The sequence below is a fragment of the Streptomyces sp. NPDC001514 genome (assembly GCF_053597075.1).
The window spans coordinates 14,610-37,164 of sequence record NZ_JBSFHO010000022.1 but is presented as its reverse complement, the minus strand read 5'-3'; the positions used below and the strand labels follow the sequence as shown (position 1 = coordinate 37,164).

The window sequence follows — 22,555 nt, the reverse complement described above, 5'->3', positions numbered from 1 at the left end:
GCGGACGGGCGCCGTCGTCACCTGCGAAGGGGATCCTTTCGCGTCCGTCCCAGGTACTACGCGGGGCTTCGCCTCACGGGCCTGGCCGGTGGGGGTGCCTGTGTGGGCGCGCGTCCGGTGTGCGCGGTACCGCGGGCGTGCCCGGTGTGTCCGTCCTCAAGCTCCCCCTACGCCCTGCGGCGTGGGGGGACCCCCAGACGGGCTTGGTGCGGCTGCTGTGGGTGGGTGGTGGGTCGGGGCCCCTCCGGGCTCGCCTCCTGGCCAACCGACGGAATTCGCTGACCTGCTGAAACCCGACCACCGCCGAGTGAGGGTCCCGCGTAGAAGCGTGAGGATTCCCGATGAACTTCCTTACGCCGACGTGTGACTGAGCAGCGTGGTAGGTTCTGCGGCCCTGCCGATGAGTACCCGTACTCATGTCTGTGCGCGCCCTGCGGTCCACCGTGGAGATCACCAACGGACCGACCCGAGGGAGCCACCGATGTCGACTGCGTCCCACCCCCGCCGCTTCCCGCGCCTGCGCCGACTCCTTGCACTTGCCTCGGGCAACTGGCTCGCCCGGGGCTATCTGGCTGTGTTCGCCGCCTCCTTCGCGGTCATGTTTCTCTTCCCGGAGAGTGTCTTCGCCGGGAGCCCTCTGATGCTGACGGCGCCCCTCTCCTTCCTGTGTATATTCCTCCCTCTCGATCCCGGCGCCGAGGTCGACGGGGCGGCCGAGGTGCTGGCCATCGCGTTCTTTGCCGTATGGCTCCTCCTGTGCGCCCTCGTGAACGCTGCCGTGCTCGGCGCCCTCGCCACGAGGGCCGCGACCGCCACATCGCCCGGCGCGCGTGAGCCCCTCCCGCGCGTCGCGGACCCCTCAGAACAGCAGAGAACGGACATGACGGGTTCTGTTGGTCCCCGCCTGCGGAGGGTTCGGGCCTTGCTGGCGCCCGCGGTGGACAACTGGCTCGCGCGTGGATACCTCGCCGTGGTCGCGGTGGCGCTGGGGTTCTTCCTGTGCGCCGAGTTCGTGTTGCCGGACCCCGGGTTCGCCGGGATCTGGCCGCTCATGGCCACGGCGCCGCTCAGCATCCTCGTCCTGATGGTGTCGTCACCCATTGCGTATTACTCCTCGCTCGCCTGGCTGAGCCCGTTGATCTTCTCCATCGGGGTGGCCCTGTCCGGGCTGGTCAACGCCGTCCTGCTCGGCCTGCTCGCACGCAGGCTGCGGGCGCGGGAACCGCGCCCGGCCACCTGAGGGAAGCGCCGGATCAGCCGGCCGGGTCCAGGGCGTGCTGGCTGACCAGGCGCAGACTGCGCCGCGGAGCTCGGGGGATCCCCGAGTAGGGCGCGAGCGTCGACGAACCCGCGGCGGCCGCCCCCGGGTCGCCCGCCGACTGCAGGTCGGGGGGTGGAAACGATGCCCACCGGGGCGAGCCCCCACCGGTGACCACGCCCGGGGACGCGCAGGGGTCGTGACCCGCCCTCAACGTGCGAACTCAGCGGCCGCCGGCACAGTTTCGGGGTGGTGCTTGAGTGCCATCCGGGCCTCGACCCGCGCCGGGCCCTCGAGGGTGGCCCAGTACGGATGGGTCGACACCTGGACGGACAGCTCCCGCACCAGCTCGCGCCAGCGGGCGTTCTCCATCAGCTGCTCCTCGGTGTAACCGGGACTGTCCGCCCGCCCGCCGGTCACGACCCCGGTGTGCGGGTGCACCTCGCCGGGCCAGCCCTTGGCCGGCACGACCGACCAGGGCAGGGTGCGGCAGAAGGCCTCGTACTCGGCTCGGGCCCGATGAAGGCGGAGCTGGGCGTCGAGGAGGTCCGGAGGAAAGGTATCGGCCACGACCAGAATGATACGCCTGTTCGAATTTAAGGAAGAAGTGCGACGCCCGCACGTCACCCGTGTGGGTGCTGTCCCGTCTCCGGAGAAGAACAGGGAGTTTGAGCGAGTACGCGCTCTCAAGTGAGTACGTGTACTCAAGTGCAGCGGGCGGCTTGATCGAAGACTGTGCGCATGACACGAATTCCTGCCCCGACCCGTACGGTTACCCGCTCCGCGCGCCGCCCGCGGCTCACCTTCGCGCTCACAGCTCTTGCCGCTCTGGCGCTCGCCGCCTGCGGCACCGAGAAGCCAAGTGCCGGCGGCTCGCAGAACAGACCCGCCGACGCCGTCGGAGCGCAGCCGGCTGCCGCGCAGCCCGCCCCTGATCCGCAGCAGGTGGTGGCTTTCATGGAGATGCTGAACAAGGTCGCGCAGTCGTGCCCCTCGGGCCCCGCGGGCGCCCTGCACTTGGGCCCCCCGCAGGGACCGCAATCGAACATTCCGGGGGAGGAGCCGCCGACCGGTCCGGTGCCGGCACCACCGAGCGACGCGATCGAGCCCATCGCCCCCACGACAGGGCCGGAAGTGGAGTTGAACGCTCGCGAGTGGTGCGCGAGCAAACTCCATGAAGAGCGCATCACCCAGACGCTCTGGGATCTGGCGGATCCCACCCCCGCCAAGGTCAGGAAGATCCTGAACGACCTCGGCTACGTCGACGAGCACATCCACGGCCTGAAGCAGTCCGGCACGACCACTCGGTTCTTCCTCGACTTGCGTGACAAGGGCGGACGGCTCTGCCTGGAGGGCTCGGCGGAGGGCGAGAAGACCGTCGTCGAGTCTTTCGCAGGTCCCGAGACCGGCCCGTTCACGCCCGGAAAGCGGAACTAGTGACCACCCGTCAGGTAACCACCTCCGCCGGGCGACACCTTCGGGAGGCGTCGCCCGGCGGACGTGGGTTACCGGTGGGCTCCGCGGTCCGGTGCGCGGGTGCGGGCGGCTAATGAGCCGTGCGCTTGGGGGCCTTGGTGCGCCTGTAGGCGTCCATCCAGGGATTCTGGACGGTACCTGAGCCCTTCTTCACCCACTCGGGCTGGAGGTAGGACTGGCAGACGAGGTAGTCACCGTGCCAGTTCCAGAAGCCGCGTTCCTCGTAGACGTCGAACGTGTACTGCTTGTAGATCATGCCTGCGCGGACCCGGTACTGGACCTTCTCCGGCAGCTCGATCTCGACCCTGTCGACGACCGTCCTGGTGTTGGTGACCTCGAATCCCAGACCGGCGCTGAGCTCCTTGTAGGTCATGCCGAAAGTGGCGCTGACCTTGTTGGAGACTTCGAGCTTGTACTCGAAGATCTTCTTGCCGGGACCGGGCATGCTGGTCGCGGCACCGGGGTTGTCGGGCCAGTCGTAGACGGTCTTGACGAACTTCTTGTTCCGGATCTTTTGCGCGCCGGTACGGCAGGACTGGCCCTTCGTCCTGGACTTCTTCGCCGACTGGGCGGCGCCGGCCTGGGTGATGGTGTCGGTTGACCCTGTGGGCCGGGCCTCGCCTCCAAAGAGGTCGGTGGTGCCGGCGGTGAGCCCGCCGGCCAGCAGGCCGGTGGCGATGGCGGTGATCGCCATCGCACGCATCCTTCGCGCGCGTGTGATGTGCATGGTGATGTCCTTTTCAGTTCTTGGATGGGTGGCGCGAGCCGAGAGGTGCCTGGGGCGGCTCGGAGTGCTGTTGCGCCGTGCCAGTGCGCGGCGTGTCCCGCCCTTGGTCAGGCCGGGGTATGGCGGCCTTGGGGCCGTCGCAGCGGCGGGGGACCCCCGGCTGCCGCCTGGCTCAGCGCTCGATGGCGTAGATCGACTTCGCCTTGATGCGCCACTGGTCGCCCCAAGTCGTGCAGATCGTGGTGCGGCGTTCCAGGGGCTTGAAGTATTTGGTGCCGTTGGCCTGGATCTTCCAGCCGCGATGGGCGATGAAGCCGCCGGTCGACTTCTTGTACAGGGCGCCGTTGCCGCCGATCGTGTAGCCGGGCAGGTAGTAGTGCCTGCCGCCCGGGGTCACGAGGTACGGGCACGTGTCCCACGCCTCGAACCTGCCGACGATCTTGGACTGCTTCTGGGAGTGCTCCGCCGCCGCGACGGCGACCGTGTCGGTGGCCTTCTCGGCAGCCCTGTCGGTGGTGACGACGCCCGTGGCAGCGGCGGTGACGCCGCCGGCCAGCAGGCCCGCGGCAGCGACGGCCACCGCCAGTGAGCGGGACTTTCGTGCTCGTGCGATACGCATGCTGATGCTCCTTGAGCTGAGGACTGGTGCGGGATGGGCCGGGCTTGTTCACATGGCCTCGGCTGTGGTTGCGCCTGCCTGCGGTCGTCGACACCAGCGGGCGGCAGGGCCGGCCCGACAGCGCGTGGCGGCGCCTTCGACTGGGGGCGTCGCCCGGCGGTGCGGGGCGGTGGAAGAAGCGTTGCCGGGCGGTCGGGGGTCGGGCAACGCCTTGCGGCGGCCGGGACAGTCCGAGGTTGTCTGCGCTGGTCGGACGCGGTGTCCGCGCATATTTCGCCCGCCGTCGCCAGGGGGTCTTTCACTGGTGGACGGACCCGGACTGTCCCGGACTCCCGTAGATCTGGCGGGACACCTTCACGCCGAAAGAGCCTCCTTCCCGGGCCGCGAACTCCGCGGCTGGTGAAGGAGGTTGTGATGGCACAGCAGACGTTGCCGAGGCCCGGCCAGGAGGCACCGACCCAGGCGCGGAGGCGGGCAGGGGCCCCGGTGTCCCACAGGCGCCCGCGGGCCCGCACCTTGCGCAGGAGCGGCGAGCGAGAGGTGTGGTGGGCGCTTCCGTTCCTGATGGTGTTGTTCGCGCTGTTCATGCTGCTCGGTGCGGGCCTGACCGTGAACGGACCGGACGGGTCGTCGTCGGCTGGGCGGCCGCCGGCGAGTCTCGAGCCTCAGGACCCCACCGCCCCCGAGCCGCCTCAACTGCCGCCACTGCCGCACCCGGTGGAGAACCCTGACAAGCCGGCCGAGGCCCGCCCCGGTCGGGACGCGGCCACGCCCACCCCTGAGAAGAAGGTGGTCCTGCGGCCCGGTGACACCCTCTACGCCCTGGCCCACAAGCACGGCACGACCGTCAAGGCCCTGCAGAGGCTGAACAACCTGGGCACCTCGACCCTGATCTACGCCGGCGACACGCTGCGCGTGCCGTCCGCGGCCGACGCCGGCCCCGAGCCGAGGGCCGATGCATCCCACCGGCCCGCGCCCGCGCCCAAGGAGACCGGCACGTCGGGCACGAAACGGTCCGCGAAGGGCGGCGCCGCGGCGGTCGCTTTCGCCCGGGCGCAGCTGGGCAAGCCCTACGTCTGGGGCGGCACCGGGCCGCGCGGGTACGACTGCTCGGGCCTGGTGATGCGCGCGTGGCAGAAGGCCGGGGTGCAACTGCCGCGCACCACATGGGGCCAGGTCGAGGCAGGCACAGCCACCACTCGCGGCAAGCTGGCCGCCGGCGACCTGGTGATCACCCGCGGCGGCGGCCACGTCCAGCTCTACATCGGCGACGGCAAGGTCATCCACGCCCCCCGCCCCGGCCGCACGGTCACCGTCGCACCGCTCGCCGATCCTTCCGACGTGGTCAGCTACCGCCACATCACCGCATAGGACGGTCCGATGCCCGGACAAGGCGAGGCCCACACCCGCCCGTGCCGTCGAGCGGCCAGCCCAAGGCCACCGACCTCTGGCCGACCCGGTACCGCGGCGTGCTACAGACGAAGATCCTGAAAGACTGCGCCGATGAGCGCCACCCGTCGCCGGCTCGGCACCGGCCCCCGCCCCGACCCCGCCGCGCCGCAGGCCCCTGCCGAGCGCCGCCTCACCGTCGCGGAGCGGGCCGCAGTCGACCCGGCCGCCTCCCAGGCCGAGGCGCCGCCGACGCGGCTGCCGGGCCGCCGGCGCCTGGGATCCGGGCCCACCCCGTCCGAAGAAGCGTGAACGCCCGCGTCACATCCCGCCCACCACCCCGTGATCACTACGGCGATACAGCGGCCGAGGATCCGATGCAAGGCCGGCGACCTGGACTTCCCGGAGACAGACGGGCAGAGTTGCGCGGCTCTAAAGCGTGATTTGTGGCGCGCGGCGTGGGCGAGCGATGACTGGTGGGTCCGGGGTGGCCCGCGCCGTACGGGGGTCCCGGGGTGTCCCCCGCAAAGGCACAGCATGCCGTCCCGGATACCCCCGACACCCCAGCCCGTCTGGGGGTCCCCCCACGCCGCAGGGCGTAGGGGGAGCTTGAGGACGGACACACCGGCCCACCTGGCGGTACCGGCTGCACACCCAGCCTGTCCGGCCGCCGCCGCGACACCGGGCACAAACCCAGCCCGTCTGGGGGTCCCCCCACGCCGCAGGGCGTAGGGGGAGCTTGAGGACGGACGCCCCGGGCCCGCCCGACGGCGCCGGGCACACCGCACACCCGGCCGCCGTCACGGCACCGGGCGCGCCGGTTCACCAGGCGGCACCGGGCATGCTCTGGCAGGAGCGATTCACCAGGCGAGCTGGGCGATCTCCTCCGCCACCACCGCGCACGCGTCGGCCGCCGGATCGATCAGCGGGAAGTGTCCGACGTCCTCGAGGAGCGTGAGGCCCACCGTCTCACCCGCCTTCGCCGCCGCGTCGACGTATGCCTCGGCGACGGCCTGCGGGACGACGGTGTCCTCACGGCCCTGGACGACGGTCGTCGCGATCCCGGTGGGCAGCAGCAGCGCGGGGTCGGCGTGCTTGGCCCGCTCCTCGAACTGCGCGCCCTCGCCGAGCAGCTGGTGCACCGCCCCGCCGCACACGGACAGCTCGGCCGCCCGGGCGAGGTCCGCGATCGGGGCGAGCGCCACGACTCCGCGCAGCGACGGCGGCGCCGCCAGCCGCCAGGCGGGCGGCGCCCCCGCGGGCAGCACATGACGGGCGGCGGCCCACAGCGCGAGATGGCCACCCGCCGAGTGGCCGGTGATGACCGTGCGCCGCGGATCGGCCTGCGGCAGCGCCGTACGGACCAGCTCGGGCAGCGCGTCCAGCGCTGCCGCCACGTCGTCGAAGGTCTCCGGCCAGCGCCCGGCGACGGGACCGCCGGCGTTCTCCTCGTCCCGCTGCTGGGGCAGCGAACCGCCCCGCCGGTACTCCAGGTTGGCGACGGCGAAGCCGCGCCGCGCCAGGAAGTCCGCGAACGGCGTGACGTGCTGCCGGTCGTACGGCGCCCGCCACGCCCCGCCGTGCAGCATCACGACCAGCGGCACCCGCTCCTGGCCGCCGCGGGGGGCGTAGAAGTCGACGATCTGGTCGGGGTGTTCGCCGTACGCGGCCGTGGCGTCCGGGGCGACGGCCGGATGCGACAAGGCGGAGGCTTCCTCGGCGGCATCACGAGCGGCGGCATCACGAGCGGCGTCGTCACGAGCGGCGTCGTCGCGCGCGGCGGGGTCCGGCATGCTGCTCCACCCTTTCGGTGAGGGGGCCGAATCGGCCTGACCAGCGGGGACGGTACCAGGCCCCCGGCCCCCCGCGATCAGCCGTGCACCTCGGTCAGGACCTCGGCGAGGACCCTGGCCGCGCGCTCGGTGTCCGCGAACCCGACGTACAGCGGAGTGAACCCGAATCGCAGCACGTCAGGGCGGCGCAGATCGCCGACGATGCCGCGCGCGATCAGGGCCTCCATGACGGCGGGCGCCCCCTCGCACGACAGCGCGACCTGGCTGCCGCGCTCGGCGTGCGCACGGGGCGTCAGCGAGGTGACCTGTCCCTCGGGGACGTACGCCTCGACGCACTCCAGGAAGAAGTCGGTGAGGGCGAGCGACTTGGCCCGTACCGCCTCCACCGAGACCCCGTCCCAGACGTCGAGGGCGGCCTCGAGCGCCAGCATCGAGAGGATGTCGGGCGTGCCGACCCGGCCGCGTGCCGCCCCGTCCGCCGCCTGGAACCCGGGGGTCATGGCGAAGGGGTCGGCGTGCGAGTTCCAGCCGGGGAGCGGCGAGTCGAAGCGGTCCTGGTGGCGCTCGGCGACGTACAGGTACGCCGGCGAACCCGGGCCGCCGTTCAGATACTTGTAGGTGCAGCCGACCGCGAGGTCCACGCCGTGCTCGTCGAGTCCGACGGGCAGCGCGCCAGCGGTGTGGCACAGGTCCCAGACGGCGAGCGCGCCCGCCTCGTGCACGGCCGCGGTGAGCGCCGGCAGGTCGTGCAGCCTGCCGGTGCGGTAGTCGACGTGGTTGACGAGCGCGACCGCCGTGCGGGGCCCCAGCGCGCCGGGCAGCTCCGCCGGGGCGACGGGCACGAGGCGGTGACCGGTCAGCCGTGCGGCGGACTCGGCGATGTACCCGTCGGTGGGAAACGTCGTCGCGTCGACGACGATCTCGTTCCGGTCGCTCGGGGCCATCCGGACCGCCGCGACCAGCGCCTTGAAGACGTTCACGCTCGTCGAGTCGCCGACGACGATCTGCCCGGGCGCGGCGCCGACGAGCGGGGCGATGCGGTCACCGATCCGCTCGGGCGCGGTCCACCAGCCGCTCTCGGTCCAGGACCGGATGCGCAGCTCGCCCCACTCGCGGGTGATGACGTCGGCCATGCGGTCGGGGACGTGGCGGGGCAGCGCGCCCAGCGAGTTCCCGTCCAGGTACACGACCGAGTCGCCGAGCGCGAACAGCTCGCGCTGCTTGGCCAGTTCGTCTGCGGCGTCCAGTGCCGCGGCCTTCTCGGCCAGGTCCATCGAAAGATCAGACATGGCTGCGCGCCGTCCACAGCTCGGGGAACACGTTCTTCGTGGCCCGCTTCTCCAGCCAGGCGACGCCCGCCGAACCGCCGGTGCCCGTCTTGGAGCCCATCGCCCGCCGGGTGGCGACCAGGTGGTCGTTGCGCCAGCGCCAGACCAGCTCGCCGACGTCGGTCAGCGCCTCGCCGAGGCGTACGAGCTCGGCGTGCTGGTCGTCATCGGCGTACACGCTCGCCCACACCCGCTCGACCTCGGGCGACGGCTCGTACCGCTGCGACAGATCACGGTCGAGGACGGCCTGCGGGACGGGCAGTCCGCGGCGCGCGAGCAGCCGCAGGACCTCGTCGTACAGGCTCGGCTCCTGGAGCGCCTTCTCCAGCTCGGCGTACACGCGCGGGGCGCCGCGGTGCGGCACCAGCATCGACGCCGACTTCTCGCCGAGCAGGAACTCCATGCGCCGGTACATGGCCGACTGGAAGCCGGAGCCCTCGCCGAGGGCGCTGCGGTAGGAGTTGAACTGCATGGGGGTGAGCTGCGCGAGCGGCTTCCACGAGGCGTTCAGCGCGTCCAGCTCGCGTACGGACCGCTTGAGGGCGTCCATCGCGACGGGCAGATCGTCACGGCGGAGGGCGTGGGACGCCGTCTCCCACTCGTGGACGATGACGGTGAACCAGAGCTCCATCACCTGGGTGGTGACCAGGAAGACCATCTCTCCGGGATCGTCGGAGAGCGGGTGCTGGAGATGGGTGAGGACGTCCGCCTGGACGTAGTCCTCGTACGGGGTCGTGCCCGCGAAGTCGAGGTTCGGGGTCTCCGAACCGGCTCCGGAGGCATCGGGATACTGCGACATCGCTGTCTCCTGACACAAGTGTCCGGGTAGCGGTCCGCCCCTTTCCGTTGGTGGTTTCGGAGCTCCGGTCCCCTGCGGGCATCATAAACAGAGGCTCCGCCCGCACCGCCAGGGGCGGACGCCAGGAGGGCGTCCGCCCCTGGTCAGGCGACGGTCACGAGGGCGACGGCCCTCGTCAGCCGAGGGTCTCCGCGGCTGTCTCCGACGAGTCGCGCAGGAACGTCGTGCAGCGCTCGTACTCCTCCTGCTCACCGATGGCCTGCGCGGCGCGGGCGAGGGCGTGCAGGGCACGCAGGAAGCCGCGGTTCGGCTCGTGCTCCCAGGGCACCGGGCCGTGGCCCTTCCAGCCGCTGCGGCGCAGTGCGTCGAGGCCGCGGTGGTAGCCGGTGCGGGCGTAGGCGTACGACTCGACGACGCGGCCGGCGGCGAACGCATCGTCGGCGAGCTGGGCCCAGGCCAGCGAGGAGGTCGGGTACTTCGCGGCGACATCGGCGGGGGCGGTGCCGCTCGCGAGCAGTTCCCGGGGCTCCGGGTCGTCGGGCAGGTGGGTCGGGGGCGGTCCCCCGAGCAGGTTTTCGTGGATGGCCATGTCCTCAAGTGTCACAGAAGGGGTGGGACGGCCTCACCCTGAGGCCTCACTCCGAGGCCTCGCCCTTGGGCCTCACTCCGAGGCCGTGCCCGGCCGTCCGGGGGCGCCCTGCTCGGGCGACGACTGCGCGGGGTGTTCCAGGGCGGGCGCGCCGACCCCGCACTGAATCTTGCACTCGGGGTGGGCGCAGGTCGGCGGCGGCCGCCGTACCGTCGCCCACGCGATCGCCGCGCCCAGCACGAGCACGCCCGCGCAGATCGGCATCGCCCGCCGGAAGGTCGCGTCGAACTCCGCCGGCATCCGGTACGCCTCCGGCCCCATCCCGGCCAGCAGCGGCAGCGCGGCCACCGCGAGGAGGCCCGCCGCACGGGCGGCCGCGTTGTTGATCCCGCTGGCGATGCCCGCCCGCGCGGTGTCGACGGACGCCAGGACGGTGGCGGTCAGCGGGGCGACCAGGGTCACCATGCCGAGCCCGAGCACCAGCATCGCGGGCAGCACGTCGGCGACGTACGAGGCGTCCTCGCCGACCCGCAGCATCAGCAGCATGCCGACGGCGCAGAGCAGCGGGCCGACGGTGAGCGGAATGCGGGGGCCGATCTTCTCGCCCAGCTCCCCCGAGCGGGCGGAGAGCAGGAGCATCAGCACGGTGGTGGGCAGCAGGGCGGTACCGGCGGCGAGGGCCGAGTAGCCCGAGACGACCTGGAGCTGCAGGGCGGCGAGGAAGAAGAACCCGCTGAACGCGGCGTACACGCACAGGGTCACCACATTGACCGCCGTGAACTGCCGCGAGGCGAAGATCGAGGGCGGCACCATGGGCTCCGGCCTGCGCCGCTCGACGGCCACGAACGCGGCCCCGACCACGACGCCCGCCACGCCTGCCCACCACGCCTTGTCGATGAGCCCGTACGTCACGAGCCCGAGGCCCAGCGCGCCGAGGACCGCGCCCAGCACATCGAACCGGCCGTGCGCGGCCGGGTCCCGCGACTCCGGTACGTGCCGCAGCGCGACCGGCACGCACAGCGCGGCCAGCGGCACGTTCAGCAGGAACACCCACCGCCACCCGGGTCCGTCGACCAGCCATCCGCCGACGAACGGCCCCACGGCCGCACCGATGCCACCGAACCCGGACCACAGCCCCACGGCCCGCGCCCGGTCGTCCGGGTGGAAGCTCGCCTGAATGATCGCCAGCGACCCCGGCGTGAGCAGCGCCCCGCCGACACCCTGCAGGGCACGGGCGATGACCAGCACGGGCGCAGTGGGCGCCAGCCCGCACGCCAGCGAGGCCAGCGCGAACCACACGACCCCGATGACGAACACCCGCCGCCGCCCGTAACGGTCGCCGAGCGCCCCGCCGAGCAGAATGAGCCCGGCGAGCGTCAGCATGTACGCGTTGACGGTCCACTGCAGCGCGGCCAGATCGGCATCGAGATCGTCTCCGATGTGCGGCAGCGCGACGTTCACGACGGTCGAATCGAGCATCGCCATGCTGGACCCCAGGACGGTCGTCAGCACCACCCACCGACCGGTCCGTGACGCCAGCCTGATGTCCATACGCCGATCATCCCCGCGTGTACCCCCGCCCACCACCCTGGGGCTCCGCCCCCGCCCCCGGTTTGCGGGGCGCCGCCCCGGACCCCGGGCCGCTGCGCGGGGCCTTTCCCCACCCCGCCCCTTCCCGAACCGGGGGCATCGCCCCCAGACCCCCACTGGGGCTCCGCCCCGAACCTCCCTGGGGGCTGCGCCCCGGACCCTCCCCCTGCGCCCCGGCGGGCGTGGGGGGCGTGGGGGGATATCCCCGGTGGGCCTCGCTTCCTTGCCCGGACCCGGGCGCGCGTATCAAGCCCGTCCGGCGCTTGAGGACGGACACCCCGGCCCACCGCCCGGTACGGGGCGACCTTCCAGCCCGTCTGGGGGTCCCCCCACGCCGCAGGGCGTAGGGGGAGCTTGAGGACCGAGACCCCGGACCGCCCGGCGGTACCGGGCGCACACCCAGCCCGCCCGCAAGGCGCACCAGCGCAGCGACGGGCGGAACCCGTCAGGTCAGCCGGGACAGCGCGCGGACCAGCGCGTCGACGCCCTGCTCCGCCTTGGCCCGCGGGCAACCCACGTTCAGGCGGACGAAGCCCGGCGCGCCGTACACCCCGCCCGGCATGATCGCGACCTTCTCGCGTTCGATCAGCTCCCGCTGGAGCGCCTCGTCCGGCACACCCAGCGCCCGCAGGTCGATCCACGCGAGGTACCCGGCCTGGGGCGGCGTCCAGCCCAGGACCGGGAACGCCCCGTTCAGCCGATCCGCGATCATCGACAGATTCCCCGCCACGTACGCGCGCAGTGCGTCCAGCCACTCCCCCGCCTGCCGGTACGCGGCGACATGCGCCGTCAGCGAGAGCGCCGCGGGCGAGGCGAGGCCCTCACCCGTCTCCATCCGCCGGACGAACGCCGCACGCTCGTCCGGATCGCCGACGATCCCGTACGAACCCGTCAGCGCGGGGAAGTTGAAGGACTTCGACCCGGACGTGATCACCGCCCAGCGACCGCGCTCCCCCGCGAACCTCGTCCACGGCAGATGCCGGTACCCGCGGTGCACGAAGTCCGCGTGGATCTCGTCGCTGATCACGGCGACGCCGTACGTCTCCGCGAGCCGTGCCATCTCGCGCAGCTCCCCCTCCGTCCACACCCGCCCCGTCGGGTTGTGCGGCGAGCACAGCAGCAGAACGCGGCTGTCGTCCCGGGCCAGCTCTCGCTCAAGACCTGCGACGTCGCCCACCGGCACCCCGCGCAGCTCGCGTCCGAGGCCGGAGACCGCCTTGCGGAAGCCGTCGTACGTCGGTGTGTGGACGACCACGCCGTCGCCCGGCTCCGTCCACATGCGCAGCAGCTGCGACAGCTGGTTGAGCACGGACGGCCCGTACACGATCCGCTCCGGGTCGAGCTCCGTCCCGTACCGCGTCGCGTACCACTCGCATATCGCCGCGCGGAAGTCACCGAGCCGCCAGTCGGTGTAGCCGAACACCCCGTGCGCGAGCCGCTCCCGCAGGGCGTCGAGCACCTGCGGCGGCGAGGGGAAGTCCATGTCGGAGATGGTGAACGGGAGCAGCCCGTCCACTCCGAAGCGGTCCGCCACACCGTCCCACTGCACACACGCGGTGCCGCGGCGGTCGACGGTGAGGTCGAAGTCGTACGTCGTCATCGTGCGCCCTCCGGACAGGACAGGACGAAGGCCCGGCACCGAAAACCGGTGCCGGGCCTCGCGTCTGGCTTGGTCTCGCTTACTTCAGCTTCGTGCCCGCGGAGCGCAGCGCACCGCACGCCTCGACCACACGCTTGGCCATGCCGGCCTCGGCCAGCTTGCCCCAGCTGCGCGGGTCGTACGTCTTCTTGGAGCCGACCTCGCCGTCGACCTTCAGCACACCGTCGTAGTTCTTGAACATGTGGTCCGCGACGGGGCGGGTGAAGGCGTACTGCGTGTCGGTGTCGAGGTTCATCTTCACGACGCCGTTCTCCAGCGCGGTGGCGATCTCCTCGGCGGTGGAGCCGGAGCCGCCGTGGAAGACGAAGTCGAACGGGTCGACCTTGCCGAACTTCGCGGCGACACCGGCCTGCAGGTCCTTCAGCAGCTCGGGGCGGAGCACGACATTGCCCGGCTTGTAGACGCCGTGGACGTTGCCGAAGGACGCGGCCAGCAGGTAGCGGCCCTTCTCGCCCAGGCCGAGCGCCTCGGCGGTGCGGATGGCGTCCTCGACGGTGGTGTACAGCTCGTCGTTGATCTCGTGGGAGACGCCGTCCTCCTCGCCGCCGGTCGGGGTGATCTCGACCTCAAGGATGATCTTGGCGGCGGCGGCCTGCGCCAGCAGCTCCTGGCCGATGGCCAGGTTGTCGGCGAGGGTCTCGGCGGAGCCGTCCCACATGTGCGACTGGAACAGCGGGTCCTGGCCCTTCGCGACGCGCTCCGCGGAGACCGCGAGCAGCGGGCGGACGTAGCCGTCCAGCTTGTCCTTCGGGCAGTGGTCCGTGTGCAGCGCGACCGTGATGTCGTACTTCGCGGCGACGATGTGCGCGAACTCGGCGAGCGCGACCGCGCCGGTCACCATGTCCTTCTTGTACTGGCCGCCCAGGAACTCCGCACCACCGGTGGAGATCTGGATGATGCCGTCGCTCTCGGCCTCCGCGAAGCCGCGCAGCGCAGCGTGCAGGGTCTGGGACGAGGTGACGTTGATGGCCGGGTAGGCGAACTTGCCTGCCTTCGCCCGGTCGAGCATCTCGGCGTAGACCTCGGGGGTTGCGATGGGCATCTGTCCGCTCCTTGTGATGTGCGGTTTGCGTTGCTTGGCCCTGACCTGGGGGCGACGTCATCGTCGCACCTATCTTTCCAGACGCCCACGCAGGTTCCCGGTCCCAGGGGCGGGACGTTTCACGTGAAACCCCGCCCCTGCGCAAAACCGCAGGTCAGGCCAGATCGAGGTCCGAAAGCTGATAGCCCGTGAGGTAGGTCAGCCCGGCCTCCGCGATGGCGTCGGCCGCGCCGCGGTCCACGATCGTGGCGACCGCGACGACCTCGCCGCCCGCCTCGCGCACCGCCTCGACGGCGGTGAGCGGCGAGCCACCCGTCGTCGAGGTGTCCTCGACGACGAGGCAGCGGCGGCCCTTGACGTCGGTGCCCTCGATACGACGCTGCATGCCGTGCGCCTTCTGGGCCTTCCGTACGACGAAGGCGTCCAGGCGCCCGCCGCGCGCGGCGGAGGCGTGCAGCATCGAGGTCGCGACGGGGTCGGCGCCCAGCGTCAGACCACCGACGCAGTCGTAGTCCAGCTCCTTGGTCAGGTCGAGCATGACCTGACCCACCAGCGGCGCGGCCTCGCCGTCCAGCGTGATCCGGCGCAGGTCGATGTAGTAGTCGGCCTCACGACCCGAGGAGAGGGTCACCTTGCCGTGCACCACGGCCTTGTCCTTGATCTGCTGGAGCAGCTCAGCGCGTACGTCAGTCATGTTCAGCAGCTTAGGCGGTGTCTCCCCCTAAGCCGGCCGCCGCCAGCTCCAGATCGTGGCGACCTCCAGGGGGTCGATCGGGGTGACCAGGCGCGGGTGGGTGTTGAGACCGTTCGGCGGGCCGGACTGGGGCTCGACGCACACGGCCTCGGCCTCCTCGTTGTAGATGACGACCCACTCGGCGCGGCTCTTCACGGTGAGCTCCAGGCGCTCCGGCCAGGTGAGGGTGACGTCGACGCCGTCGGGCATGCCGAAACAGTCGTCCCAGGGCCCGGGGGTGGGCCCGATGCGCCGGCCGGTGGGGAGGTGATCGGGGCCGCGCTCCTCCTGCCAGTCGGCGGTGAAGGCGATCCGTACGTCCTTGCCGTCGGGGAAGGCGTTGCGCAGGAACCAGGGGTGCCAGCCGGCCTGGGCGGGGAACGACACGTCGTACGTCTCGATGCCGAGCTGGAGGGTGACCGAGTCGGCGGTCAGCTCCACCGTCTGCGTGACCAGTCCGCTGTACGGCCAGGGATCGCCGAGCTCGTAGGTGAACACGGCGGAGGCCGGGCCGGAGCGGACGGTGCGCCAGGCGGTGTCGCGGCCGGTGCCGTGGATGGCGTGGGGAGGGGCGTTGACGGGCAGCTGGTGCGGTACGCCTCCGTTGATGAACCGGCCGTTCTCGGTCCGGCCGCACCAGGGGACCATGGGGAACGATCCGTACCACTCGCCCTGGCGCAGCAGCTCGGTCCCGCCGATCCGGAGGCTGCTGATCCGGCAGCCGTTCGCAGGGGCCATGGTCAGCTCGACGTCGCCGGCGGTGAGCCGGACGCTCTCTTCGCTACTCACACCCCGACACTACTGGTGGACTACCTGCGGCGTCGCAGTGCCCGATTCACCACGACGACGGACGCGATGGCGATCGCGGCGGCGGGCGCGAGCCAGCGCAGGGTGCCTCCCGCGGCTGCGGGCTGCGGCGCGGGGACGGGCGCGTACCGCCCGCGCGGCGGGGCGTGATCGACCTCCTCCGCACTCCGCCCGATCATGGTCCGCCGCGCATGTGCGGCTTCCGCCGGGGGCTCGTCGTCCTCGCCGAGCTCCTCCTGGGCCATCGGGTCCAGGGCGGAGGGCGGTACGTCGACGTCGAACACGGACACGGCGTCGGGCTCGTCGGCTTCGGCGACTTCCGTGCCCTCGGCGCCCTCGGCTTCCTCGACGTCCTTGACGCTCTCGGCTTCCTCGACGTCCTTGACGTCCTTGACGTCCTCGGCGCCGTCGTCGGCAGACGCCTCATCCGTGTCGACCGAAACCACCGCGTCGGACCTCGCCGCCTCGGGACTCGCCGCCGTCGCCGTGTCCGCCAGCGACGAGGCGAAACGGTCCAGGAGGCGGGTGGCCGCCTGGGAGGTGGTGTCCTCGGGGAGCTCCGCGAGACGGCCCTCCGCGTGGGACGTGCCGCTGAACCTGAGGGTCGTGCCGCCCTCCGCAGGGGTGAGCCGGAGTGTCAGGGCGAGCTTGGCGGAGCCCGGACCGCGGGCCTCCGTGCCCTCGCCCTCGACCGCGAAGGCGCCGCCCTGCTCGGTGATGCGCAGGGCGCCGCGATAGGTGATCGTGTGGCCGGCCACCCGGATCTTCAGACGGCCCGCGAGCGGGCCCGCCGAGGCGTCGGCGTCCTGCTGAAGTCCGGGGACGCAGCGCGCGACGCGCGCGGGGTCGGCCAGCGCATGCCGGAGGGTTTCTGCCGGAACCGGAACGAACACCTCATGCTCCATGGAAGCCGAGCCTACTCAGCCCGGGCCCGCAGTGAGCCGTTCTGCGCAGAACCGGCACAGTTCGCGGCGCCCCGGCTCGCCCGGGCCGGCAGCCAGGCAGTCCCCGTAGCAGCGCCGGCGGCCGGGCCCGACAGCCCCCGGCCGGGCCGCCGCAGTGCGTCGACCGCCCCGCTCACTCGGCGTACCGCGGTCGCAGCAGCGTCGACGGCGACAGACCCTCCGGCCGCTCACCCTGCACACCCCGGACCCCCGGACCCAGCGCCGGCGGCGGGCCCGTCGGTGCACGGACGGCGAGGACGAAACCCCGGTCGGGCGGGGCCGGCGAGCGGTACGGACGCGTCGCGAACCCCGCCGCGCGGATCGTGGCCTCTACGGTCCAGTAGGTCCGCGGGCGCGCCGCCACCGGCCCCGCGTGCACGACCAGCCGCCCGCCGTCCGCCAGGACCCCCGCCGCGAGCCCGTAGAACTCCTGCGAGTACAGCTTCGCGCTGGGCGCTGTGCGCGGATCGGGCAGGTCCGCGATCACCACGTCGTACGCCCCCCGCGGCGCCGCGGGCCCCCGCAACCAGCGGAACGCGTCCGCGTACACCACCTTCAGGCGCGCGTCCCGGTACACGTGCCTGTTCAGCGTGGCCAGGGCCGGATCCGTACGGGCCAGCCGCACCATCCCCGGATCGAGCTCGACCACGGTCACCGACTTCACCCCGGTGTGCAGGAGCACCTCGCGCGCCGCGAGCCCGTCGCCCCCACCGAGGATCAGCACGCGTGCGTGCGGTCCCAGCTGCATCGCGGGGTGCACGAGCGCAGCGTGATGCCGGGCCTCGTCACGCCCGCTCACCTGCAGCCGCCCGTCCAGGAACAGATCGAGCGGCCCCTGCGCGGCCCCGGTGAGCACGACCTCCTGCACCTCGGTACGGACGGCGACCCGCACCGGCTCGCCGTAGACCGCGCGCCGCGCCGCCGCCTCGAAGTCGGCGACCAGCGCCGTCGCCGTGGCCAGCACGACCAGCACCGTCAGATTCGCGGCGAGCAGCCACCACCGTGCCCGCGCCGACAGATCCCGCCGGAACAACCACAGCACCAGCGCCCCGCCCGCCACCGCGTTCACCGCGCCCGTCAGCAGCGCACCCGTGAGTTGCCCGAGCCACGGCAGCAGCAGGAACGGGAACGCGAGCCCGCCGACGAGCGCACCCACATAGTCCGCCGCGAACAGATCGGCGACGGTGCCCGCCGCGTCCTGTTCCCGGTCGCCGCGCCGCGACGCGCGCTGGATCAGCGTCATCAGCAGCGGGATCTCCGCGCCGATCAGCACCCCGATCGCGAGCGAGAACCCCACCAGTGCGTACCGCGCCTCGCCGAGCCAGGCGAACGCCGCGTACAGGACGAGCGCCGAGCAGCCGCCGATCAGCGCGAGCGCCGCCTCCACCACGCCGAAGCCGACGGCCGCATGGCAGCGCAGTCGCTTCGCGAGCAGCGAGCCGAGGCCCATCGCGAAGACCATGACGGAGAGGACCACGGAGGCCTGGGTGACCGAGTCACCGATCAAGTACGAGGCAAGGGCGACCAGTTCGAGCTCGTACACCAGGCCGCAGGCGGCGCAGACGAAGACCACGAGGAGGACGAGGAACCGGCCCGCGTCCGGACGGACGGGCAGCCGCGCCCCGCCCTGGAGCGGTCGCGCCCCACCCTGGAGCGGTGGTGACGCAGGCGGGTCGATCATGCAGTAACGCTACGTCACAGCCGCGTCGCACCACGTCACCCACACGAGTGCAACTGCCCCAAAATGCCGCGGACATGCATGGAATCAGCCGCCTGTGGGCATTCGCACGCCGACCCGCGTGCGGGTCACCACGAGCTGCCCCTCCTGCGGATACGCGTGCCAAGTCCGCCACCGCACCTGGCCTTCGAGGCGCTGTGCCACCATCGCCGTGAACGCGTGCGGCGAGCCGGGAAACGTACCGGCGAGCCCGTTCGGATGGTCCGCGACGAGCGCGAGCAGCTCCTGCGCACGCCCCGCGAACGAGCCCTTCGACAGCGTCTCGACGCGCGCCGCGAACTCGTACTCCCACGGCCCGAGTCGCTTGGCGATCCCCAGCGGCAGCGGGGTGCTGCTGCCGGGCATACAGGCGACGGTCTCGGAGCACGTGCCCCGCTCCTCCTCGAGCAGCACCTGGTGGGAGGCGCCCAGAAGTCTCAACTGCAGTTTCGTACCCGCCAGTTCCAGGTCGAGCGCGGCGAGGGCGGGCAGCGGTTCCCGACCCAGCGCCCAGGCCAGATCGGCCGCGCGGGTATCGGTGTAGGAGGTCTTCAGGGTCGTGAGCATGGGTCGGCTCCGCAAACACGCGTGACGGGTGGACCGGGGCGCCCCGGAGGCAGCACAGAGGAGATGGGGATCGCCGGCTCGGGGTCCACAGAAGGTCCGAGGGCTGGATGTTCTCGACAGCGAGGGAATCATGAAGTGCGCGACGCTCACAGCGCTTTTACCCAACATGACGCGGTTTCCATCCCCTCGGGGGCCTTACGGTTCAACTGTTCAACAGAAACCCATCGTGAGAGTGCACAAGACCGCCCGATACGTGCATGGTGCGTCAACAGGAGGGCGCCCGGAGGGAATTCATCCCGTCCGGGCGCCTTCGCTCGCGGCGGACCGGCTGCCCCGTGTCAGCCCTCCGCCGCCGATGACCGGCGTCGGTCAGCTGCCCCCGCCTCCGCAGCCGCCTCCGCCGCCCCCGCACGAGGAGGACCCGCAGGACGAACCGCCGCCGCAGCCGCCCCCGCCGCCCCCGCCGCCACCGCCTGCCCACCAGCTGCCTCCTCCGCCGCGGCGCGACCTGTGCCGGCTGCGGCGCGAGGAGACGGCGGCGAGCCCGACGAACGCCGCCACGAGCACCAGAATGAACAAGGCTCCGAACGTGTCGGCCATCGCCCCCACCGTCCCTTCGTTCCCCGAATCGATCTCGAAGCGTCCCCCGAAGTGAGGCCCCCGCTCCTCGCACTGCTGCGTGCGTGTGAGGGGAATGCCCCCGGCCTCGTAGGCCCAAAGCAGACTTGAGGAACTCCAGAGCTTCGGCGGGAGCGGGCACTCCGACGTGGGAGGTCGCCGTTGCGCAGGACCTTGACGGCGGACCGCGGTGAACCGGGACCGGTCAGCGCGCAGCGATCATCTGGTCCACCGCGGCACGGATCGAGTCCTCCCGCTTGCAGAAGGAGAACCGGACCAGCCAGGCCGGGGCATCGGTACCCACGTAGAAGGCCGATGTGGGAATGGCGACCACACCCGCGCGCTGGGGCAGATCCCGGCAGAACCGCACGCCGTCCGCGTAGCCCCACGGCCGCACGTCCGCCTGGACGAAGTACCCGGCATCGGCCCGGTAGGGGCGCAGACCGGCTCGTGCGAGGCCGTCGCTCAGCAGGTCCCGGTTCCGCCTCAGGGTGTCCCGCAGCTCGCCCGCCCACTCCTCCACCGAGCCGAGCGTCCGCGCCAGTGCCTCCTGGTACGGCGTGCCCGAGGCGTACGTCAGGAACTGCTTCGCGGCCGCCAGCGCCGCGACGAGCGGAGCGGGACCGCACACCCAGCCGATCTTCCAACCGGTCACGTTGAAGGTCTTGCCGGCAGAGGAGACGATCAGCGTCCGGTCCCGCATCCCGGGCAGCGCGGCGATCGGCAGATGGCGAGCGCCGTCGTACGCCAGGTGCTCGTAGACCTCGTCCGTGACCACGGTCAGCGAGTGCTCCTGGCACACGTCGGCGATCACCGCCAGCTCATCGGCCGAGAACACCTTGCCCGTGGGGTTGTGCGGAGTGTTGAGGAGCAGCACCCGGGTCCGCGGGGACACGGCGGCGCGCAGCGCGTCGGCGTCCAGCGCGAAGCCGTCGCCGTCGAGGGCCAGCGGCACACCGACGAGGCGGGCACCCGCCAGACGGGCGTCCGCCGCATAGGCGTCGTAGCAGGGATCGAAGGCGATGACCTCGTCCCCCGGGTCGCAGAACGCCAGCAGCGCGGACGCGAGCGCCTCTGTCGCGCCCGTGGTGATCAGGACCTCGTCCTGCGGCCGGTAGTCGAGGCCGTAGCGCCGGAGCTGATGAGCGGCGACCGCCTCGCGCAGCGCCGGGAAACCGGCAGCGGGCGGGTACTGGTTGTGCCCCGACAGCACGGCGTCCGACACGTCCTTGAGCAGCGCCGCGGGACTGTCCAGTTCCGGCACTCCCTGGCCCAGGTTCACCGCCCCCGTGCTCCGCGCGAGTTCGGTCATCTCGGTGAAGATCGACGTGCCCATGTCCCGCACCCGCCCCGCCGGGCTCCATGTCCCGGAGCTCGCAGCGGCGAGCGCACCGGCCGTCCTCTTCGCATCCATGCGATCCCACTTTCCGTCGCCGCCGACCAGGAGATACAGCCCTCACGATAGGCGGATGCGGGGGCCCGTTCGCCAGGCCCTGTCCGGCCGGACAGGGCGGCCGGGCCCGTTCCCGACGACTGTCACGGGCGACATGCGTCCCTTCCCCCCGGCCGGGAGAACTCCTACCCGGTCGGCCGCTCAGCGCTGGCGCGGCGGGCGTGCGCCACCGATGGTCGAACTGACTGACCGATCACGCGCGCGCACGGAGGTGCCCCCTGTCCGCCGAGACGCTCGACTCATCACCGTCAGTCGACACCCGGCCCGTGCCCCGCCGGCGCGGCGCCCTGCACCGGGCGGCGCCCGCGCTCGGGATGTTCGCGGCGGCACGGCTCACCGGGATGGTTCTGCTGGCCCTGTGGGCCTGGCACATCGGCAAGTCACCGCGGGCCCTGCTCGCCAACTCCTGGGACTCCGACTGGTACATCCGTATCGCCGCACACGGCTACGGGCGCACGCTGTACTGGCCGGACGGCTCCGCCCAGTCCGATCTGGCGTTCTTCCCGCTCTACCCCGCGCTCGTACGGGCCGGGACGACCCTCTCGCCGTTGGCCGGGGGAACGGTGGGGCTGGTGCTGTCCTGGGCCGCCGCGGGAACGGCCGCGTGGGGCATCTACGCCGTCGTCGAGCACCTGTACGACAGGACCGTCGCGACCGTCCTCGTACTGCTGTGGGGGCTGCTGCCGCACTCGATCGTGCTGTCCATGGCGTACACCGAGCCGCTGCTGTGCGCCTTCGCGGCGTGGTCTCTGTACGCGCTGGTGACCCGGCGATGGCTCTGGGCGGGCTCGCTGGCGGGGTTGGCGGGGCTGACCCGCCCCAACGGGATCGCGGTCGGGGCGGCGGTCATCGCCGTGGCGGCGTACGAACTCTGGAAGCGGCGCGGCAGGGGCGGAAGGCTCTGGGCGGCGGCCGCGCTGGCGCCCGCCGGGTGGCTCGGCTATCTGCTGTGGGTGGGGGCACGCAAGGGCGACTGGCTCGGCGGGTACTTCGCAGTGCAGGACGGCTGGACGTCGCGGTTCGACCTGGGTCTCGGCTCGCTGCGCACGGTGCGGTCGATGGTGACCACGCCGGTGTTCTTCGGCTTCCCGATGGCGCTCGTGATCGTGGGGGCGGGGGTACTGCTCTTCGCGCTGTTCGTCCTGGCAAGACCGGCGCTGCCCCTGCTCGTGTACACGGCCGTACTGGTGCTGATCACGGTCGGCGGGTCGGGCTTCTTCGAGTCCAAGCCGCGCTTCCTGCTGCCGGCGTTCCCGCTGCTCCTGCCGCTGGCGTCCGCACTGAAGAAAGCCCGGCCGAGTGCCGCGATCACGGTGATCGTGGCACTGGCCGGGCTGTCGTTCGGCTACGGGGCCTATCTGCTCACGCTCGGCCCCATGGCGCTGTAGCCGCCGCTTCGGGCGGTGAGGCCCAGCGGTACGGCTCAGCGGTACGGCTCAGCGGTAC

The 22,555-nt window shown here is 72.0% G+C and carries 22 protein-coding genes; 5 read left to right on the top strand and 17 right to left on the bottom strand.

Translation table 11 applies throughout. The features are described from left to right. Nucleotides 1–481: 481 nt before the first annotated feature. Nucleotides 482–1,240 (top strand): SCO4225 family membrane protein, encoded by a 759-nt coding sequence (locus ACWCXB_RS22885; protein WP_450725317.1) that lies wholly within the window; start codon nucleotides 482–484, stop codon nucleotides 1,238–1,240. Between the two features lie 228 nt (nucleotides 1,241–1,468). Here the strand turns inward: ACWCXB_RS22885 and ACWCXB_RS22880 are convergent, their stop codons facing one another. Continuing rightward, complete coding sequence (locus ACWCXB_RS22880; protein ID WP_450725316.1) at nucleotides 1,469–1,828, bottom strand: hypothetical protein; 360 nt, start codon at nucleotides 1,826–1,828, stop codon at nucleotides 1,469–1,471. 171 nt (nucleotides 1,829–1,999) lie between these two features. Here ACWCXB_RS22880 and ACWCXB_RS22875 point away from each other — a divergent pair, with 171 nt between their 5' ends. Further along, nucleotides 2,000–2,695 carry a hypothetical protein gene (locus tag ACWCXB_RS22875; RefSeq protein ID WP_450725315.1) on the top strand — a complete coding sequence of 232 codons (696 nt, stop codon included), beginning with the start codon at nucleotides 2,000–2,002 and terminating at the stop codon, nucleotides 2,693–2,695. A 109-nt stretch (nucleotides 2,696–2,804) separates the two neighbouring features. Here ACWCXB_RS22875 and ACWCXB_RS22870 read toward each other — a convergent pair whose 3' ends face one another. Beyond that, nucleotides 2,805–3,461 carry a hypothetical protein gene (locus ACWCXB_RS22870; protein WP_450725314.1) on the bottom strand — a complete coding sequence of 219 codons (657 nt, stop codon included), beginning with the start codon at nucleotides 3,459–3,461 and terminating at the stop codon, nucleotides 2,805–2,807. Nucleotides 3,462–3,633: 172 nt separating this feature from the next. Next, nucleotides 3,634–4,080 (bottom strand): hypothetical protein, encoded by a 447-nt coding sequence (locus tag ACWCXB_RS22865; RefSeq protein WP_450725313.1) that lies wholly within the window; start codon nucleotides 4,078–4,080, stop codon nucleotides 3,634–3,636. A 414-nt stretch (nucleotides 4,081–4,494) separates the two neighbouring features. Between ACWCXB_RS22865 and ACWCXB_RS22860 the strand changes: the two genes are divergently transcribed. Both ACWCXB_RS22860 and ACWCXB_RS22855 read left to right on the top strand, forming a co-directional pair. Beyond that, the gene (locus ACWCXB_RS22860; RefSeq protein ID WP_450725312.1) at nucleotides 4,495–5,451 is read left to right on the top strand and encodes a C40 family peptidase; all 957 of its coding nucleotides are present in this window, start codon (nucleotides 4,495–4,497) and stop codon (nucleotides 5,449–5,451) included. 132 nt (nucleotides 5,452–5,583) lie between these two features. Then, nucleotides 5,584–5,781 (top strand): hypothetical protein, encoded by a 198-nt coding sequence (locus ACWCXB_RS22855; protein WP_450725311.1) that lies wholly within the window; start codon nucleotides 5,584–5,586, stop codon nucleotides 5,779–5,781. A 548-nt stretch (nucleotides 5,782–6,329) separates the two neighbouring features. Here the strand turns inward: ACWCXB_RS22855 and ACWCXB_RS22850 are convergent. From ACWCXB_RS22850 to ACWCXB_RS22785, 14 genes are all read right to left on the bottom strand, one after another. Next, nucleotides 6,330–7,262 carry an alpha/beta hydrolase family protein gene (locus ACWCXB_RS22850; RefSeq protein WP_450725310.1) on the bottom strand — a complete coding sequence of 311 codons (933 nt, stop codon included), beginning with the start codon at nucleotides 7,260–7,262 and terminating at the stop codon, nucleotides 6,330–6,332. 77 nt (nucleotides 7,263–7,339) lie between these two features. Next, nucleotides 7,340–8,551: a kynureninase gene (kynU, locus tag ACWCXB_RS22845; protein ID WP_450725309.1), complete on the bottom strand. Its 1,212-nt coding sequence runs from the start codon at nucleotides 8,549–8,551 to the stop codon at nucleotides 7,340–7,342. Then, the gene (gene kynA, locus ACWCXB_RS22840) at nucleotides 8,544–9,389 is read right to left on the bottom strand and encodes a tryptophan 2,3-dioxygenase (protein ID WP_450725308.1); all 846 of its coding nucleotides are present in this window, start codon (nucleotides 9,387–9,389) and stop codon (nucleotides 8,544–8,546) included. The genes kynU and kynA overlap by 8 nt, the downstream gene beginning before the upstream one ends. Nucleotides 9,390–9,564: 175 nt before the next feature. Further along, nucleotides 9,565–9,978, bottom strand: coding sequence for a DUF3151 domain-containing protein (locus tag ACWCXB_RS22835; protein WP_450725307.1), 414 nt, complete (start codon nucleotides 9,976–9,978; stop codon nucleotides 9,565–9,567). A gap of 72 nt (nucleotides 9,979–10,050) precedes the next feature. Next, nucleotides 10,051–11,529 carry an MFS transporter gene (locus ACWCXB_RS22830; RefSeq protein WP_450725306.1) on the bottom strand — a complete coding sequence of 493 codons (1,479 nt, stop codon included), beginning with the start codon at nucleotides 11,527–11,529 and terminating at the stop codon, nucleotides 10,051–10,053. Nucleotides 11,530–12,013: 484 nt separating this feature from the next. Further along, nucleotides 12,014–13,168: a MalY/PatB family protein gene (locus ACWCXB_RS22825; RefSeq protein ID WP_450725305.1), complete on the bottom strand. Its 1,155-nt coding sequence runs from the start codon at nucleotides 13,166–13,168 to the stop codon at nucleotides 12,014–12,016. A 79-nt stretch (nucleotides 13,169–13,247) separates the two neighbouring features. Next, nucleotides 13,248–14,270: a class II fructose-bisphosphate aldolase gene (fbaA, locus tag ACWCXB_RS22820; RefSeq protein ID WP_450725304.1), complete on the bottom strand. Its 1,023-nt coding sequence runs from the start codon at nucleotides 14,268–14,270 to the stop codon at nucleotides 13,248–13,250. A 154-nt stretch (nucleotides 14,271–14,424) separates the two neighbouring features. Beyond that, the gene (pyrE, locus tag ACWCXB_RS22815; protein ID WP_450725303.1) at nucleotides 14,425–14,964 is read right to left on the bottom strand and encodes an orotate phosphoribosyltransferase; all 540 of its coding nucleotides are present in this window, start codon (nucleotides 14,962–14,964) and stop codon (nucleotides 14,425–14,427) included. Nucleotides 14,965–14,991: 27 nt separating this feature from the next. Next, nucleotides 14,992–15,741 (bottom strand): aldose epimerase family protein, encoded by a 750-nt coding sequence (locus ACWCXB_RS22810; protein WP_450725409.1) that lies wholly within the window; start codon nucleotides 15,739–15,741, stop codon nucleotides 14,992–14,994. Between the two features lie 71 nt (nucleotides 15,742–15,812). Next, nucleotides 15,813–16,715, bottom strand: a complete 903-nt coding sequence (locus ACWCXB_RS22805) for an SRPBCC family protein (RefSeq protein ID WP_450725302.1) — start codon at nucleotides 16,713–16,715, stop codon at nucleotides 15,813–15,815. A 172-nt stretch (nucleotides 16,716–16,887) separates the two neighbouring features. Continuing rightward, complete coding sequence (locus ACWCXB_RS22800; protein WP_450725301.1) at nucleotides 16,888–18,435, bottom strand: polyamine aminopropyltransferase; 1,548 nt, start codon at nucleotides 18,433–18,435, stop codon at nucleotides 16,888–16,890. 84 nt (nucleotides 18,436–18,519) lie between these two features. Then, nucleotides 18,520–19,038: a DUF2617 family protein gene (locus ACWCXB_RS22795; RefSeq protein ID WP_450725300.1), complete on the bottom strand. Its 519-nt coding sequence runs from the start codon at nucleotides 19,036–19,038 to the stop codon at nucleotides 18,520–18,522. A gap of 369 nt (nucleotides 19,039–19,407) precedes the next feature. Next, nucleotides 19,408–19,638 (bottom strand): hypothetical protein, encoded by a 231-nt coding sequence (locus ACWCXB_RS22790; protein WP_450725299.1) that lies wholly within the window; start codon nucleotides 19,636–19,638, stop codon nucleotides 19,408–19,410. 223 nt (nucleotides 19,639–19,861) lie between these two features. Then, the gene (locus tag ACWCXB_RS22785) at nucleotides 19,862–21,070 is read right to left on the bottom strand and encodes an aminotransferase class I/II-fold pyridoxal phosphate-dependent enzyme (RefSeq protein WP_450725298.1); all 1,209 of its coding nucleotides are present in this window, start codon (nucleotides 21,068–21,070) and stop codon (nucleotides 19,862–19,864) included. Nucleotides 21,071–21,375: 305 nt separating this feature from the next. On the opposite strand from ACWCXB_RS22785, the gene ACWCXB_RS22780 reads away from it, so the two are divergent. Next, nucleotides 21,376–22,497, top strand: coding sequence for a glycosyltransferase family 39 protein (locus tag ACWCXB_RS22780; RefSeq protein WP_450725297.1), 1,122 nt, complete (start codon nucleotides 21,376–21,378; stop codon nucleotides 22,495–22,497). Nucleotides 22,498–22,555 lie beyond the last annotated feature (58 nt).

Excerpts from the sequence above, each read along its gene's own strand:
- ACWCXB_RS22875 (WP_450725315.1), top strand. The coding sequence starts at position 2,000 with ATGACACGAATTCCTGCCCCGACCCGTACGGTTACCCGCTCCGCGCGC.
- ACWCXB_RS22790 (WP_450725299.1), bottom strand. The coding sequence starts at position 19,638 with ATGGCCGACACGTTCGGAGCCTTGTTCATTCTGGTGCTCGTGGCGGCG.
- fbaA (WP_450725304.1), bottom strand. The coding sequence starts at position 14,270 with ATGCCCATCGCAACCCCCGAGGTCTACGCCGAGATGCTCGACCGGGCG.
- ACWCXB_RS22810 (WP_450725409.1), bottom strand. The coding sequence starts at position 15,741 with ATGGCCCCTGCGAACGGCTGCCGGATCAGCAGCCTCCGGATCGGCGGG.
- ACWCXB_RS22835 (WP_450725307.1), bottom strand. The coding sequence starts at position 9,978 with ATGGCCATCCACGAAAACCTGCTCGGGGGACCGCCCCCGACCCACCTG.
- kynA (WP_450725308.1), bottom strand. The coding sequence starts at position 9,389 with ATGTCGCAGTATCCCGATGCCTCCGGAGCCGGTTCGGAGACCCCGAAC.
- ACWCXB_RS22860 (WP_450725312.1), top strand. The coding sequence starts at position 4,495 with ATGGCACAGCAGACGTTGCCGAGGCCCGGCCAGGAGGCACCGACCCAG.
- ACWCXB_RS22850 (WP_450725310.1), bottom strand. The coding sequence starts at position 7,262 with ATGCCGGACCCCGCCGCGCGCGACGACGCCGCTCGTGACGACGCCGCT.
- ACWCXB_RS22830 (WP_450725306.1), bottom strand. The coding sequence starts at position 11,529 with ATGGACATCAGGCTGGCGTCACGGACCGGTCGGTGGGTGGTGCTGACG.
- ACWCXB_RS22800 (WP_450725301.1), bottom strand. The coding sequence starts at position 18,435 with ATGATCGACCCGCCTGCGTCACCACCGCTCCAGGGTGGGGCGCGACCG.
- ACWCXB_RS22885 (WP_450725317.1), top strand. The coding sequence starts at position 482 with ATGTCGACTGCGTCCCACCCCCGCCGCTTCCCGCGCCTGCGCCGACTC.
- ACWCXB_RS22855 (WP_450725311.1), top strand. The coding sequence starts at position 5,584 with ATGAGCGCCACCCGTCGCCGGCTCGGCACCGGCCCCCGCCCCGACCCC.
- ACWCXB_RS22785 (WP_450725298.1), bottom strand. The coding sequence starts at position 21,070 with ATGGATGCGAAGAGGACGGCCGGTGCGCTCGCCGCTGCGAGCTCCGGG.
- pyrE (WP_450725303.1), bottom strand. The coding sequence starts at position 14,964 with ATGACTGACGTACGCGCTGAGCTGCTCCAGCAGATCAAGGACAAGGCC.
- ACWCXB_RS22805 (WP_450725302.1), bottom strand. The coding sequence starts at position 16,715 with ATGGAGCATGAGGTGTTCGTTCCGGTTCCGGCAGAAACCCTCCGGCAT.
- ACWCXB_RS22795 (WP_450725300.1), bottom strand. The coding sequence starts at position 19,038 with ATGCTCACGACCCTGAAGACCTCCTACACCGATACCCGCGCGGCCGAT.
- kynU (WP_450725309.1), bottom strand. The coding sequence starts at position 8,551 with ATGTCTGATCTTTCGATGGACCTGGCCGAGAAGGCCGCGGCACTGGAC.
- ACWCXB_RS22870 (WP_450725314.1), bottom strand. The coding sequence starts at position 3,461 with ATGCACATCACACGCGCGCGAAGGATGCGTGCGATGGCGATCACCGCC.
- ACWCXB_RS22865 (WP_450725313.1), bottom strand. The coding sequence starts at position 4,080 with ATGCGTATCGCACGAGCACGAAAGTCCCGCTCACTGGCGGTGGCCGTC.
- ACWCXB_RS22825 (WP_450725305.1), bottom strand. The coding sequence starts at position 13,168 with ATGACGACGTACGACTTCGACCTCACCGTCGACCGCCGCGGCACCGCG.